This is a genomic window from Bacillus cereus group sp. MYBK108-1, assembly GCF_051917185.1.
GTDB classification, from domain to species: domain Bacteria; phylum Bacillota; class Bacilli; order Bacillales; family Bacillaceae_G; genus Bacillus_A; species Bacillus_A cereus.
Window position 1 is genome coordinate 13,082 of sequence record NZ_JBQAHZ010000036.1, and the last position, 14,631, is coordinate 27,712.

A 14,631-nucleotide genomic window follows, 5' to 3' on the forward strand; every position below is an offset into this window, starting at 1 on the left:
CTCGCCTCCTTACAGACTTGCTTTTTTTGTATGATAGTCTGTTGCTTGCTCAAACGCATGTGCAACGCGGTAAATTGTCGCTTCATCGAAGTGTTTACCAATGATTTGTAGACCAAGTGGCATGTTGTTAGCACCGAATCCACATGGAACAGAAATCGCTGGAACACCCGCTAAGTTTACTGGGATTGTTAAAATGTCATTTGCATACATTGTCATTGGATCATCAACTTTTTCTCCCACTTTAAATGCCGGAGTTGGTGTTGTTGGTCCAATAATAACATCATAGTTAGCAAATACATTTTCAAAGTCGTTCTTAATTAATGTACGTACTTGTTGTGCTTTTTTGTAATATGCATCATAGTAACCAGAGCTAAGAGCAAATGTACCAAGCATAATACGACGTTTAACTTCATCACCGAAACCTTCACTACGTGTGTTTTTGTAAAGATCTAATAAGTTATTTACATTATCAGAACGAACACCGTAACGCACGCCATCAAAGCGTGAAAGGTTAGCAGATGCTTCAGAAGAAGATAGTAAGTAATACGTTGCTAGAGCGTATTTAGAGTGTGGAAGAGATACTTCCTCCCAAGTTGCGCCCATACCTTCTAATACTTTTAAAGCAGCTAGTACTGACTCACGAGCTTCTTCGCCAACACCTTCGCCTAAGTATTCTTTCGGTACAGCAATGCGTAAACCTTTAACATCGCCTGTTAAACCAGCTAAATAGTTTCCAACTTCAACGTTTGCAGAAGTTGCATCCATGCGGTCAATACCTGAAATAGCTTGTAATAAGTATGCATTGTCTTCTACTGTACGTGTAATCGGTCCGATTTGGTCAAGTGAAGATGCGAATGCTACTAATCCGTAACGAGATACGCGTCCGTAAGTTGGTTTTAAACCTACAACACCGCAATATGCAGCTGGCTGACGGATAGAACCACCCGTATCAGAACCTAGAGAGAATAGTACTTCTCCTGCTGCTACAGCTGCTGCAGAACCACCACTAGATCCGCCTGGAACGTAATCTAAGTTCCATGGGTTTTTCGTAGCGTAGAATCCTGAGTTTTCATTTGAAGAACCCATTGCGAACTCGTCCATGTTTAATTTACCGATTGTAATTGTGTCAGCAGCTTTTAGCTTTTGCACAACTGTCGCATCATAAATTGGATCGAAGTTTGCTAATATTTTGCTTGCACAAGTTGTACGAAGACCGTTAGTTACAATGTTATCTTTTACACCAATTGGCATACCGAATAATAAACCATTATCTTCAGCGCCGATTTTTGCATCTAATTCTTTCGCTTTTGCGCGTGCATTTTCTTCATCTAATGTAAGAAAGGCTTTTACGTTATCTTCAACATCCGCAATACGTTTGTAAGATTCTTCTACTAAATCCGTAACGGAAATTTCTTTGTTGTTTAACTTCTTATGTAACTCTGATACTGAATGATCAAATAATGACATCGAAATTCCCCTCCTCTATTCTAATACTGCTGGAACACGGATTTGATTATCTTTGTGATCCGGTGCATTTTTTAATACTTCTTCAACTGGTAAACCTTTTTCTGGTACATCTTCACGCATAACATTTTTCATAGTTAATACATGAGTTGTTGGTTTTACATCTGTTGTATCTAATTCATTTAACTGTTCTGCAAATGTAACAATTGCATCTAGTTGTTTTTGAAATTTTTCTGCTTCTTGATCAGTAATTGCAAGACGTGCTAAATGTGCTACGTGCTTTACATTCTCAACGGAAATTCTTGACACGGCTAGGCCACCTCCATAATATATCGTTCAATCTACAATACTATTGATGATACCAAATTTTCAGTACTTCAAGCAAGTCAACACAGAGTACTTACGCCATTTTTACATAAAAAAAGAAAGGCAAATGCCTTTCTTTACAATTTACTCTTTATCTAACGGTTTATTTTTTGGAAATCTCTCGTTATCTTCTTCATTATCACGAATTGTTTTTTGTAATACAAAACAAGACATCGTTAAAAATAATGTTCCAATTAAATAGTATCCTTTTACACTAAGCGTTTCATCTAACGTATAAATCCCAATTAGCATACCTGAAAGCGCACAAACAAATGAAGTCCATGCTAAAAATGTGAACGCTTGCGTATTACGTCTTCTCATCGTTCTCCCCCTCGTTAGCTGTATACCCATTATAGATAAGTATATTTACCATGATGGATTTTTATGTAAATTCTAGTTTTATATTTATAAATCTATCATAAAAGAATACTATTTTAAAGAAAGTTTTCTGTCTAATCTGAAAAAATAATTAAAATCATTGACAATTTTTTCTATTCTACATAAAATAAAAATAAATATTACGAACCTCGAAATATACGGGAGTGGAATTAATTGTTGCAATATGAACATTTTTTAGACTTACTGCTAGATAACGCCAAGAAACTTTTCTATCCTGAAGAATGGGTAAGCCTAGATTTAACACTTTCTAAAACAGAAGTATTTTGTTTACTTTGGATGGAACGAAATACAGATATTACAATGACGAAAATTGCTGACCTTCTTGATATACCGATGAGTACAACGACGGGCGTTGTAAATCGCCTTGTAAAAAAGGGATATATTGAGCGCTACCGTGATGAAAACGACCGACGTATTGTATTAATTCGGTTAACAGAAAACGGCGTAATGCTCGTTCAAGAAGTAAAACAAAATGCAGCCCACTACTTTAGCTTAGTGACAGAAGCATTGTCAGAAGAAGAAAAAGCATTCTTACTACAAACCTTCCAAAAGATTATGAATCACATTGCTACGTCACAGCAAAAAACAGAAGAAAAAGTTTCTACACCTAAAATGAAAAACATTCCGATTGAATAAAACCCTATCTGGGTTTTTATTCAATCATTTACTTCGACACTCGTAATATTCGATATTCGAAACAAAGGAGATATGAATGATGAGAATTATTTTGTATACAGGTAAAGGCGGCGTAGGAAAAACTAGCATTTCAGCAGCAACAGCAATTCAAAGCGCAAAACAAGGATTAAAAACTTTAGTCATGAGTACAGATCCCGCTCATAGTTTAGGAGATTCATTTGGTATAAAGCTATCTTCTGATCCATTAGAAATTCGTGAAAATTTGTGGGCACAAGAAATTAATACGATTTATGAGATGGAAAAAGGATGGGGAAAATTACAGAAATATATTACACTACTCTTCACTTCCAAAGCAGCCGATGATATTACAACAGAAGAATTAACGATGTTTCCTGGTATGGAAGATTTAATTAGCTTACTTCGCGTACTCGATTATTATAAACAAAACACATATGATGTTATCATTATTGATTGTGCTCCAACAGGAGAAACATTAGCAATGCTAAGCTTTCCAGACATGCTCGGCTGGTGGATGGAAAAATTGTTTCCTATTAAAAGAAAAGTTTTAAAAGTCGTTCGTCCTGTAGCTCAACCACTCCTTGGTGTCCCTCTTCCAACCGATGATATTATGGACGAATTAACAAATACACTTGAACAGCTCGGAGAAATGAGAGATATTTTATCAAACCGAGAAGTAACAAGTATCCGCATCGTTGTAAATCCTGAAAAAATGGTCATTAAAGAAGCTCAGCGTAGCTTTACTTATTTAAATTTATACGATTATAACGTAGATGCCATTATGATTAATCGCGTCATCCCTAACACCGTCACCGATCCTTATTTTCAAGCATGGAAAGATACGCAAAAGAAATATAAAACATTAATTCAAAATAGTTTTGATCCACTTCCTATTTACGAAGCTCCAATGTTTGAACAAGAAGTTGTTGGTTTACCTATGTTAGAGCGTGTAGGAGATGCTTTATTTAAAACTGATCATTGTCCTACTGAAGTGAAATTTAACGGCCGCACACAATATGTAAGAAAAGATGGCGATGATTATATTTTCATTCTTTCTATTCCCTTCTCAAACAAAAGTGAACTTTCATTAAATCAAAAAGGTGATGAGCTAATTATTCGAGCTGGCTCTGTGAAACGAAATATTACATTGCCAAAAACGTTAACACACCTTTCTATTCAAGGGGCAAAATTTGAAGAAGATATACTAAACATTCGGTTTGGAGGTGTAGTGCATGCATGAGGAACTACTACGAAGGGTAATTCGTACAAAAGTAAAAGTCGGGATGCATATATTAGAAGAGCTACCTAATCCAATCCAGCAATCAGCTAAGCAAATATTAAATATTTTGCAAGAGGAGCTAGCTGCTTATCCGAAAGAACGAGATCATCATGAAGTTAATTTAAAAAATATCATAATTGAATAACTATCTCTGTATAGAGGGCCTTTTTTAGGCTTTCTATACTTTATTGGAGTGATGTAAGTTGATGAAAAAGCATTCCACTACTATACTCTGGATCATTCCCTTATTATTTTTCATTCATAACCTTGAAGAAGCTTTCCAAATGCCACAATATCTTGCTAATCAATTTTCAATCCGTCTTATAACTAGCCAACAATTTTTCATTGCCATTTCCGTATTAACAATCTTTGTATTACTTATCGTCTTTCTATATCAACTTAACTTCTTGTCTTCTATATGCTGGATTATTTTTATACAAGGGGCCATCTTCTTTAACTCTGTTCAACATATTATTTTGTTTTTCATTTATCGCTCCTATAACCCCGGCGTAATATCAGCATTTTTCATTACTCTCTTTTCTATTTTCTTTTTTTTATCCAAAAAACACTTAATTCATCAAAAGCAATTCGTAATTACACTCCTTTTCAGCTTATTTTCTTATCCCATTATAATTTGGATTACCTTACTGTTCGCTAGCTATTTTCATTCATAAAAAAAGACCAGGAAAACTCCTGGTCCATTACTCTACTTAACAAACATTGGATTCTACGTTATACAAAATTGGAAGGTACAGAATTAGGGTTTGTTTGTTAAGTTTATATGTTGAACGAACTAACAGCGGAGGGGTTCCTTCTGTTAGTCCATTAAACCCAATCATTATTTTACGATTTTTTCAAGCTCCTCAAGTGAAAGATCTACTGAAATTGAACCATCATTTGTTTCTTTCTTAATTGCATCTGTTACTTCTTTTGAATGGTATAATTCAATTACTTTTTTCAGTGTTGGATCATCTTTATCTTTCGTACGAGCTGCGAAAATATTAATATAAGGCTTCGCATTTTCATTCTTTGGATCTTCTAAGAAAATAGGATCCTTCGCTGGATCTAATCCAGCTTGACCAGCAACACCGTTATTAATAACTGATGCCGCTACATCTTTTAACACACGAGGTGTTTGCTGTGCGATAACCGGTGTAATTTTTAATTTCTTCGGATTTTCAGCAATACCACTTGGATCTCCAAATAGACCAAAATCCTTTTTCAGCTTTAATAATCCAGCTGCATCAAGAAGTTTTAATGCACGTGCTTGGTTCGTTGGATCGTTTGGAATTGCAATTTCTGAACCATCTGGGATTTCATTTGATTTCTTATATTTTTCAGAGTATAAACCCATTGGTGCAATTTGTGTTGTACCAACAGCTGTAATATCTAACTTATGTTCCTTTTTAAATTGCTCTAAGAACGCAATATGCTGGAATGAGTTTAGTTCAATATCTCCATCAGCTAACGCTTTATTTGGCGTTGTGTAATCGGAGAACTCCACCAGTTTAATCTTAATCCCTTCTTTTTCAGCTTTTTTCTTCAAAATTTCCCAAGCGTCTCCATCCGTTCCAGTTACACCGACGCGAACTACTTTTTCTTTCGCTCCTGCACCCGTGTCTCCACTTGAGCAGCCGCTTAATGCTGAGACTCCTACAATCGCTGATAATGCAAATGCTAAAATTTTCTTCATTCTCTTTTCCTCTCTTCCTTTTTATGATCTGCGTAACAAGACTTTCGCAAAGTAATTCCCTAAATTTTGAGCTATCTGTACGAGAATAATAAGTAACACGACCGTTACGAACATAACTGATGTATCAAAACGTTGATAACCATATGTCATTGCTAAATCACCAAGACCGCCACCACCGACAAGCCCAGCAACTGCAGAAAATTCAATTAAACCAACTGTCATAAATGTGACACCTAAGATTAATGGTGCTAACGCTTCTGGTACAAGGATTTCAAAAACAATTCTAATTGGCGAGGCGCCCATTGCTTGCGCTGCTTCAATTACTCCTTTCGGAACGGAAACAAGGTTTGTTTCAACCATTCTAGCAATACCAATTGATGCGACTAACGTCATCGGGAAAATTGCTGCTGCTGTTCCAATCGTCGTTCCGATAACACTTCTCGTTAGTGGACTTAACGCTACTAAAAAGATAATGAATGGTACCGGACGAATTGTATTAATTATGATGTTAAGAATAGAAAAGACCCATTTATTTTCTAAAAAGTTTCCTTTTCTCGTTACATATAAAAGTAAACCTAGCGGTATACCAAGAATTGTAGCAAATATAAGGGTTACAATTACCATTAAGAGGGTATCCCCCGTCGCATCTAGTATGCGCGGCCAAAATATACTCCAATCAACTCGCATGAGCTTCTACCTCCTTCAGCTGCACTTGCAGTCTTAGATGTTGTAATGCTTTTTGAATTTCCCTCTGCTCACCTTGCAACTCTACAAGAAGATTTCCAAATAGCACATTTTGAAGTTCAATAATATTTCCGTACAGTACATTTACATCGACGTTATAGTTTTTTGCGATATATGATAGTACCGGCTGTCCTGTCTCCTCACCAGTAAATGTTAGACGATAAATTTGACCACCATTTTGAATTTTCGCTAGAACACTTTCCGGTAAATGATCATTAATGACAGAACGTACAAAGTTTTGAGTCGTCTTTGTTTTTGGTTGCGTGAAAACATCAAACAGTTTTCCTTCTTCAATAACTTTTCCCTTCTCCATTACAGCTACACGGTGACAAATTTCTTTCACAACATGCATTTCATGTGTAATAAGAAGAATTGTTAAATTGTATTCTCTATTTACTTTCTTTAATAAGTTTAGAATTTCTGTCGTTGTTTCTGGATCTAAGGCTGATGTTGCCTCATCACATATAAGAATATCTGGCGATGTCGCAAGTGCTCTAGCAATGCCCACACGCTGCTTTTGTCCACCTGATAGCTGCTCTGGGTAATAGTTTGCTTTATCTTCTAACCCTACAAACTTCAGCAGTTCATTTACTCTTTCTTTTATCTCATTCTTTGGTACTTTCGCTAACTTTAATGGATAAGCAATATTTCCAAATACTGTTCTTGAATTAAATAAATTAAAACTTTGGAAAATCATTCCAATTCTTTGTCTCAGTTTACGTAATTCTTTCGTCGATAATGATGTAATATCTTTATCATCTATTGAAATCGTTCCTGTCGTCGGTCTCTCTAACATATTTACTAAGCGTAATAACGTACTCTTTCCAGCGCCACTAAAACCAATAATGCCAAAAATTTCGCCTTTCTCAACTGATAATGTTACATCCTCCACCGCATGAACAGATTGCCCAGCTGATTCATACACTTTACTTACATTGTTAAAAGAAATCATTTTTTCCCCTCCTATATGCTGTAAAAACTTGAAGTAGAGCTTTCGAGGTAAAATAAAAAGTGCTCTCCTTCTTATCAACCATAAAGATAAGAAGGAGAGCACTTATATGTACTCGTTCACATCTTCTCATCTTCCAAGCCTTTATATGGCTTGCTGGAGTTAGCACGGTATTAAAAAAACCCGTTGCTGAGGTATCGTAGGGCCAGTCCCTCCACCTCTCTGGATAAGAATGTATCGATTTAATTGTCGTTTAATTAATTCTCATTATAGAACTCAGAATAATAAGAGTCAATACATTTTTTAGAAAAACATTAATTATTCCTTTATTAAAATTTTCAGATGAAAATTCATAAGAAAATAGTAACTTTCAAGGTTATTTAAAATTCTTCTTCCTCATATTTTTAAACAGGAGAATCTTCTCTACGAATTGAATAAATTTATTTGAATATGAAACTCGGAGGAAGATAAATATATGAAAACAGCTCTTTTACTCATCGATATTCAAAACGATTATTTTCCAAATGGAAAGATGGAATTGCGTAATCCAATAGAAGCAAGCGAATATGCTAATCAGTTATTACAACACTTTAGAACAAACAGCGAACCTATTTTTCATATCCAACACGTAGCTATAAAAGATGACGCTACTTTTTTCCTACCTAATACAGAAGGTGTACATATTCACGAAAGCGTACGTCCACTTAGAGAAGAAACAGTTATAGTCAAACATTATCCAAATAGCTTCCGAGAAACTAATCTTCTAGAGCAATTAAAACGTTTAAATATTGAACATGTCGTTGTATGTGGGATGATGACTCATATGTGTATCGATGCTACAGTAAGGGCTGCATTCGATTTTGGCTTTCAATGTACCGTTATACATGATGCTTGTGCTACAAAAGACCTGTCTTTTAAGAACGCTACTATACCAGCTGTTTACATTCACAATACAATTTTAGCTAGTTTAAATGGCGTATATGCAAATGTAATAAGCACGCAAGAATTTTTAGCTACATAAAAAAACACTCCTTTCAGTGAGCAAAACCGAAAGGAGTGTTCCTTGTCGAACCATAGATTTTCTTTCAAATTGTATTATACAGGAAATTCTCAAAATGAATACTAAAAAATATGACTAATAAGTCAACTTTTCTCATCATTTTATTTCTGTTCACATGTTTATCCCGCTATTAATAGGTTTTAGCTCATTCCCTTCGAACGATGGTAATATATAGGATTTCAATTTTAAAAGGAGCTCTTCACATTCTGTGAAGAGCTCCTCTACTATTTCTTATAAAGTTTCAGAAGTAGTTTTTGCTTGCATGTGAAGTGCTAAGTAATCAGGTCCACCAGCTTTAGAGTCTGTACCAGACATGTTAAAGCCACCGAATGGTTGGTAACCTACGATTGCACCAGTACATCCACGGTTGAAGTATAAGTTACCAACGTGGAAGTCTTCGCGTGCTTTTTCAATATGGTCACGGTTGTTAGTAATAACAGCACCTGTTAAACCGTATTCCGTATTATTTGCAATTGCAAGTGCATGATCGAAGTCTTTCGCTTTACAGAATGCTACTACTGGTCCGAAGATTTCTTCTTTCATTAAGCGAGCATCTTCTGCAACGTCAGCAACGATTGTTGGTTGGATGAACCAGCCTTTAGAATCGTCTCCTTCGCCACCTGCTAAGATTCTACCTTCTTCTTTACCAATTGCAACATAGCTCATTACTTTATCGAATGCAGCTTGGTCATTAACAGGACCCATGTTTGTACCTAATACTGCTGGGTTAGCAACTGTTAATTCTTTTGTTAATTCAACAGCACGATTTAATACATGATCATATACATCTTCATGGATTACTGCACGAGAACATGCAGAACATTTTTGTCCTGAGAATCCGAATGCTGATGCAACGATAGACTTAGCTGCTAATTCAAGATCTGCTTCTTTATCAACAACGATTGTATCTTTACCGCCCATTTCAGCGATAACGCGTTTTAACCAAATTTGTCCTGGGTTTACTTTCGCTGCACGCTCATAGATGCGGATACCTACATCACGAGATCCCGTGAAGCTTACGAAACGTGTACGAGGATGATCTACTAAGTAGTCACCAACTTCAGAACCGTTACCTGGAACGAAGTTTACTACGCCAGCTGGTAATCCAGCTTCTTCTAATACTTCCATAAATTTCGCTGCTACTACAGGAGTTGTACTAGCTGGTTTTAGTAATACTGTGTTACCAGAAACTAAAGCAGCTGTTGTCATACCTGCCATAATTGCGAATGGGAAGTTCCAAGGAGAAATGATAACACCTACTCCTAATGGAATGTAAGAGAAACGATTATATTCAATTGGACGGCTTTCTACTGGAATACCGTCTTTTAATTTTAACATTTGACGACCATAATATTCCATAAAGTCGATTGCTTCTGCTGTATCAGCATCTGCCTCATTCCATGGCTTACCTGCTTCTTTTACAAGAATAGCAGAGAATTCATGTTTTCTGCGACGAACGATTGCTGCAGCACGGAATAAAATGTCTGCACGCATTTCTGGCTTTGATTTTCTCCAAGTTTGGAATGTTTCATCCGCTACTTGCATTGCTTTTTCAGCTAACTCACGGCTTGCTTTTGAAACACGACCAACAAGTTCCTCTTTATTTGCAGGGTTTACAGAAACAATTTTGTCTTCTGTAGTGATTTTTTCTCCCCCAATAATTAATGGATAGTCTTGTCCAAGATAAGATTCTACTTTCTTTAAACCTTCTTCAAACGCTAATTTGTTAGCCTCCACTGAAAAATCTGTAAATGGCTCATGTTTGTATGCTACTACCATTTTTTTTAGCCTCCCCTTAGAAAAACGTTTACATTTTACAACATTATTCTACACGATAATTTAGATTTATTCAAATATTCCTAGACTTATATTTTAAAAATTAATAAATTTTTAAAATATAATAAAAAAAAGAGATTCATACATGCGTATGAATCTACAAAATATGAGTATATTCCAAAACATTTTTCCCGATCAATAATATAGTAACTAATAAAAATAAAGTCCTTACATATCCAACACCTTTTTGAACCGCAAACTTCGATCCAAAATAAGCACCTAAGATCATTGATAATCCCATGATAATACCGTATTCAAAATGAATTATATCTAAAAATAAAAAAGTAATTAAAGATACAATATTACTAACAAAGTTCAAAAGTTTTCCAGATGCTGCCGCTTGAATAAAATCCAAGCCAATTAATAAAAATGCAAAAATTAAAAACGACCCTGTCCCTGGTCCAAAAAATCCATCATAAAATCCTATCATTAAAATAGCAAAGAAAAATATTAATGTTTTTCTTTGCGTCATCTTCTTATAGGTAGACACACTTCCCCAATTCTTTTTTGCAATAATATAAATAGCAATAAATACCAACATTACAAGTACTAATGGGCGTAAAATATCCGGTGGAATAAATTTTACTACTAAAGCACCTGCAACAGCTCCAACAATAGTTAACGGGATTAACTTTCCTACAATTTTAAAATCAACTTTTCCTGATCGAATAAAATACATCGCACTCGTAAACGTCCCCATTGTTGCCGCTAATTTATTCGTTGCAATTGCCGAAGCTGGCGATAAGCCAACAAACATAAGCGCAGGAAGCGAAATTAACCCTCCTCCTCCAACAACGGAATCAATAAAAGCTGCTAAAAAACCGAATGCAATTAATAAAATAATGACTTGAAAACTTAATTCTTCCATGAGATTTACCCCTTACCCCTATTTTTTACAACATTTTAAATTATAACAAAATTACATAAGAAAAAAAGCTGTTCCATAGAGGAACAGCCTTCATATTTAATCTAAAATCTTCACAAGTGGTTCATCTTGTTTTGCTTCACGTATAATAATAGCTTCTGGGCGTTCTACAGATTTAATCGTTACTTGTACTTTCATATAATTCGGGAAGTATTCCATAACAAGCCCTGCCACATATTGTGTAAAACCAACTATTTCAGCTTTTCCATTAAACTGGACAGGAATATCAAGCTTCATTTCTCTTAATTCATCATCTCTATACATACCAGTACCAATAACAGCTGTATAGTCGCCTTGGAAATAATCGCTTAGTTTTGCCTTAAAGTTGGATACTCTTGCAAGGTCTTCACGTTTATTATCTGTTTTCGCTTGCTCTGATGGGAACAAATAATATTTTTCATTAATTTGTTTCCAATCTTCAACCGTTTCACTACCTTTTTCAACATTCGCATAAGAAACAAAGTTACCTGGCACAAGTGAAGCCTTCGGAGCCTGACGATAAATTGCAAATGTTATCGGAAGGTTTTTTGTTGCAGGATCTTTTTGATGCATAAACTTCAAGACTTCTTGCGCCATTTTTTTCCCTTCAGCTAACATTTTTTCATTCGAGATTGTAGTTTCACGCGGGTAACCATGTTCTTCATTATAATAATGAACTGAATTCATTGCTAATCCAACTACAATGCCGCTACGCTCATCTTTGTCGCCGTTTTTCACATAATAATCATGCTCTAAAATATTGGAAATATATATTGGATTTTTTTTGTTTTTTTCTTCTAGTATTTCAGATCCTTCACCTAAAGCTGGATTTAATCCTATGTTTGGAAATTTAACTGCATCTTTTTTTAATGTGTCTTCTAGTTCTTTCTGTTCAGCATTTGTACGCTTTCTTTTGACAAGCATTTGTACATATTGAGCCTCTAGGGTATCTCCGCCTTTAAAGAAATAATCTTTCGTACTAAATGATTCCTTCGCAATACGCATTAATCCTGTTTCAAATTCATCTATATCAAGACGATTATTTACTCCTTGCACGACTAAACCACGTGCCTTTCCACCATCAAATGGAATAGTCGTCTTATAATATTCATCCGACATAGCGTATTTTGGAACAACTGATTGTTCTTTTGCTTTCCCCGATTTCTCAGCCACTTTTTCATCTTTGTCGGCACCTGCACTACACCCACTTACAAGTAGGCCAAGGCTTAATACCGCTAATGCTATTTTTTTCATGGTAAGTTTGCACCTCTTACTTATTTAGCTCTTGTAAGAACCTCTCTTCATTCCAAACCTCAACATTATGTTTCTCCGCTTGTGCTAATTTCGAACCAGCCGCTTCACCTGCAACAACTAAATCCGTACTCTTACTAACACTTCCCGTTACTTTTCCACCTAATGCCTCAATCTTCTTCTTCGCTTCACTTCGCCCCATAACTTCTAGCTTACCTGTTAAAACAACCGTTTTTCCTGCGAAGTAAGATTCAACATTTTGTAAATCTGCAATTTTTATACCTTTGTATGTCATATTCACGCCATACTCTTTAAACTGCTGTAATAACTCTAATACATCTTCATTATCAAAATATGTCACAACAGATTGAGCCATTTTTTCGCCAATTTCATTAATTGCTTTTAGTTCTTCTTCCGTTGCTTTTACAAGCTCATCCATCGTTTCAAAGTGCTCTGCAAATGTACGTGCTGCTTTCGCTCCAACGTGGCGAATTCCAAGACCAAATAATAATCGCTCTAACGAGTTTTCTTTAGAATTTTCAATTGCTTGTATTAAGTTTGTTGCTGATTTTTCACCAAAACGTTCTAACTGTAATAATTGCTCTTTCGTCAATGCATATAAATCAGCAAATGTACGAATGTAATCAGCATCAAAGAGTTGTGTAATGACACGTTCTCCAAGTCCATCAATATTCATTGCATTTCTTGAAACGAAATGGATTAACCCTTCTCGAATTTGAGCAGGACAAGTTGGATTTATACAACGAAGTGCTACTTCTTCTTCTAAACGAACAAGTTCACTCTCACATGCTGGACAATGAGTTGGCATGCGGTATTCTTCTTCCTCACCAGTACGCTTATCAAAAATAACGTTCACAACTTCAGGAATAATATCTCCAGCCTTCTTCACAACAACGTAGTCACCAATTCGAATGTCTTTTTCACGAATTAAATCCTCGTTATGTAAAGAAGCACGACGAACAATCGTACCAGCAACTCTCACTGGCTCTAGTTCTGCAGTCGGTGTTACAACTCCTGTTCGGCCAACACTTAATTCAATGCCTGTTAATCTCGTTACAACTTCTTCAGCCGGGAATTTATAAGCAATCGCCCATCTTGGACTCTTCGCTGTAGTTCCTAGACTTTCTTGAAGGGCAACATCATCTACTTTTATAACGATTCCATCAATCTCATAATCAAGATGCGGACGTTTTTCTTGCCATTCTTCTACATAAGCTATAACTTCTTCAATTGTTTCACATGTACGGCGATTTGGATTTGTCTTAAATCCAAGTTCACCTAAGAAATCAAGCGATTCACTATGTGATGGAATTGTTTTTTCTTCTACATTCGCAAGACCATACACAAACATAGATAAGTTACGCTTCGCTGCAATTTTCGGATCAAGTTGACGTATTGAACCTGCTGCTGCATTACGCGGATTCGCAAATACATCTTCTCCATTTTGCTCTTTTTCTTCATTTAGTTTAACGAATGAACGCTTCGGCATATAAGCTTCGCCTCGTGCTTCTAACGTTACTTCTTCATTTAAACGAAGTGGGATAGCTTTAATCGTTTTTAAATTTTGAGTAATATCTTCACCCGTTACACCATCACCACGTGTCGCCCCTTGAATGAAGCGTCCTTTTTCATAATGAAGCGAAACGGCAAGCCCGTCAATTTTTAATTCACATATATATCTTACATTCGCACTATCAATTCCTTGACGTACTCTTCTGTCGAAATCACGTAAATCTCCTTCGTTAAATGCATTTCCTAAACTTAACATTGGTGACTTATGTGTTACTTTTTCAAATATATCAAGAACAGTCCCCCCAACGCGAACGGAGGGAGAATCTTCACTCATAAACTCTGGGTTCTCTGCTTCTAATTTTATAAGCTCCTGCATATTACGGTCATATTCCGCATCAGAAACAGAAGGATTGTCTAATACGTGATATTGATAGTTAAATGTATTTAATAAATCACGCAGTTCTTCTATACGTTTTTTTGCTATCTCTTTTGACATATC

At 35.8% G+C, this 14,631-nt stretch carries 14 protein-coding genes, 1 pseudogene and 1 riboswitch; of the genes and pseudogenes, 5 read left to right on the forward strand and 10 right to left on the reverse strand.

The genetic code is table 11. The features are described from left to right. Nucleotides 1-9: 9 nt before the first annotated feature. The 3 genes from gatA to ACTFSL_RS28450 form a co-directional block, all read right to left on the reverse strand. Nucleotides 10-1,467 carry an Asp-tRNA(Asn)/Glu-tRNA(Gln) amidotransferase subunit GatA gene (gatA, locus tag ACTFSL_RS28440; protein ID WP_000051433.1) on the reverse strand — a complete coding sequence of 486 codons (1,458 nt, stop codon included), beginning with the start codon at nucleotides 1,465-1,467 and terminating at the stop codon, nucleotides 10-12. Nucleotides 1,468-1,482: 15 nt separating this feature from the next. After that, the gene (gene gatC / locus ACTFSL_RS28445; RefSeq protein WP_000086999.1) at nucleotides 1,483-1,773 is read right to left on the reverse strand and encodes an Asp-tRNA(Asn)/Glu-tRNA(Gln) amidotransferase subunit GatC; all 291 of its coding nucleotides are present in this window, start codon (nucleotides 1,771-1,773) and stop codon (nucleotides 1,483-1,485) included. 141 nt (nucleotides 1,774-1,914) lie between these two features. Next, the gene (locus ACTFSL_RS28450) at nucleotides 1,915-2,151 is read right to left on the reverse strand and encodes a YiaA/YiaB family inner membrane protein (protein ID WP_001254393.1); all 237 of its coding nucleotides are present in this window, start codon (nucleotides 2,149-2,151) and stop codon (nucleotides 1,915-1,917) included. A gap of 231 nt (nucleotides 2,152-2,382) precedes the next feature. Between ACTFSL_RS28450 and ACTFSL_RS28455 the strand changes: the two genes are divergently transcribed. The 4 genes from ACTFSL_RS28455 (at nucleotide 2,383) to ACTFSL_RS28470 (ending at nucleotide 4,836) form a co-directional block, all read left to right on the forward strand. Further along, the gene (locus tag ACTFSL_RS28455; RefSeq protein ID WP_065381960.1) at nucleotides 2,383-2,865 is read left to right on the forward strand and encodes a MarR family winged helix-turn-helix transcriptional regulator; all 483 of its coding nucleotides are present in this window, start codon (nucleotides 2,383-2,385) and stop codon (nucleotides 2,863-2,865) included. Nucleotides 2,866-2,941: 76 nt separating this feature from the next. Further along, nucleotides 2,942-4,123, forward strand: coding sequence for an ArsA family ATPase (locus tag ACTFSL_RS28460; RefSeq protein ID WP_440042793.1), 1,182 nt, complete (start codon nucleotides 2,942-2,944; stop codon nucleotides 4,121-4,123). Beyond that, a complete protein-coding gene (locus ACTFSL_RS28465) occupies nucleotides 4,116-4,307 on the forward strand; it encodes a DUF3926 domain-containing protein (protein ID WP_000544106.1) in 192 nt (63 codons plus the stop codon). The genes ACTFSL_RS28460 and ACTFSL_RS28465 overlap by 8 nt, the downstream gene beginning before the upstream one ends. 61 nt (nucleotides 4,308-4,368) lie before the next feature. Next, nucleotides 4,369-4,836, forward strand: coding sequence for an HXXEE domain-containing protein (locus ACTFSL_RS28470; protein ID WP_002182395.1), 468 nt, complete (start codon nucleotides 4,369-4,371; stop codon nucleotides 4,834-4,836). Between the two features lie 164 nt (nucleotides 4,837-5,000). Here ACTFSL_RS28470 and ACTFSL_RS28475 read toward each other — a convergent pair whose 3' ends face one another. The 3 genes from ACTFSL_RS28475 to ACTFSL_RS28485 are packed head-to-tail and all read right to left on the reverse strand — an operon-like array spanning nucleotide 5,001 to nucleotide 7,551. After that, nucleotides 5,001-5,855, reverse strand: coding sequence for a MetQ/NlpA family ABC transporter substrate-binding protein (locus ACTFSL_RS28475; protein WP_000721599.1), 855 nt, complete (start codon nucleotides 5,853-5,855; stop codon nucleotides 5,001-5,003). A gap of 21 nt (nucleotides 5,856-5,876) precedes the next feature. Further along, nucleotides 5,877-6,542 carry a methionine ABC transporter permease gene (locus ACTFSL_RS28480; protein WP_001261865.1) on the reverse strand — a complete coding sequence of 222 codons (666 nt, stop codon included), beginning with the start codon at nucleotides 6,540-6,542 and terminating at the stop codon, nucleotides 5,877-5,879. Further along, the gene (locus tag ACTFSL_RS28485) at nucleotides 6,532-7,551 is read right to left on the reverse strand and encodes a methionine ABC transporter ATP-binding protein (RefSeq protein ID WP_440042795.1); all 1,020 of its coding nucleotides are present in this window, start codon (nucleotides 7,549-7,551) and stop codon (nucleotides 6,532-6,534) included. Before ACTFSL_RS28485 ends, ACTFSL_RS28480 begins: the two co-directional genes overlap by 11 nt. Nucleotides 7,552-7,674: 123 nt before the next feature. Continuing rightward, a riboswitch (SAM riboswitch) is annotated at nucleotides 7,675-7,781 on the reverse strand. 242 nt (nucleotides 7,782-8,023) lie between these two features. Here ACTFSL_RS28485 and ACTFSL_RS28490 point away from each other — a divergent pair. Next, nucleotides 8,024-8,589, forward strand: a pseudogene (locus tag ACTFSL_RS28490) (cysteine hydrolase family protein). A 250-nt stretch (nucleotides 8,590-8,839) separates the two neighbouring features. Here the strand turns inward: ACTFSL_RS28490 and pruA are convergent. The 4 genes from pruA to ligA form a co-directional block, all read right to left on the reverse strand. Further along, nucleotides 8,840-10,387: an L-glutamate gamma-semialdehyde dehydrogenase gene (gene pruA / locus ACTFSL_RS28495; protein WP_000259555.1), complete on the reverse strand. Its 1,548-nt coding sequence runs from the start codon at nucleotides 10,385-10,387 to the stop codon at nucleotides 8,840-8,842. Between the two features lie 154 nt (nucleotides 10,388-10,541). After that, nucleotides 10,542-11,312, reverse strand: coding sequence for a TSUP family transporter (locus ACTFSL_RS28500; RefSeq protein ID WP_000391974.1), 771 nt, complete (start codon nucleotides 11,310-11,312; stop codon nucleotides 10,542-10,544). A 96-nt stretch (nucleotides 11,313-11,408) separates the two neighbouring features. Next, entirely contained in the window at nucleotides 11,409-12,602 is a 1,194-nt protein-coding gene (locus tag ACTFSL_RS28505; protein ID WP_063535523.1) for a CamS family sex pheromone protein, read from the reverse strand. A gap of 16 nt (nucleotides 12,603-12,618) precedes the next feature. Further along, complete coding sequence (gene ligA, locus ACTFSL_RS28510; RefSeq protein WP_000031455.1) at nucleotides 12,619-14,628, reverse strand: NAD-dependent DNA ligase LigA; 2,010 nt, start codon at nucleotides 14,626-14,628, stop codon at nucleotides 12,619-12,621. Between the last annotated feature and the right edge of the window lie 3 nt (nucleotides 14,629-14,631).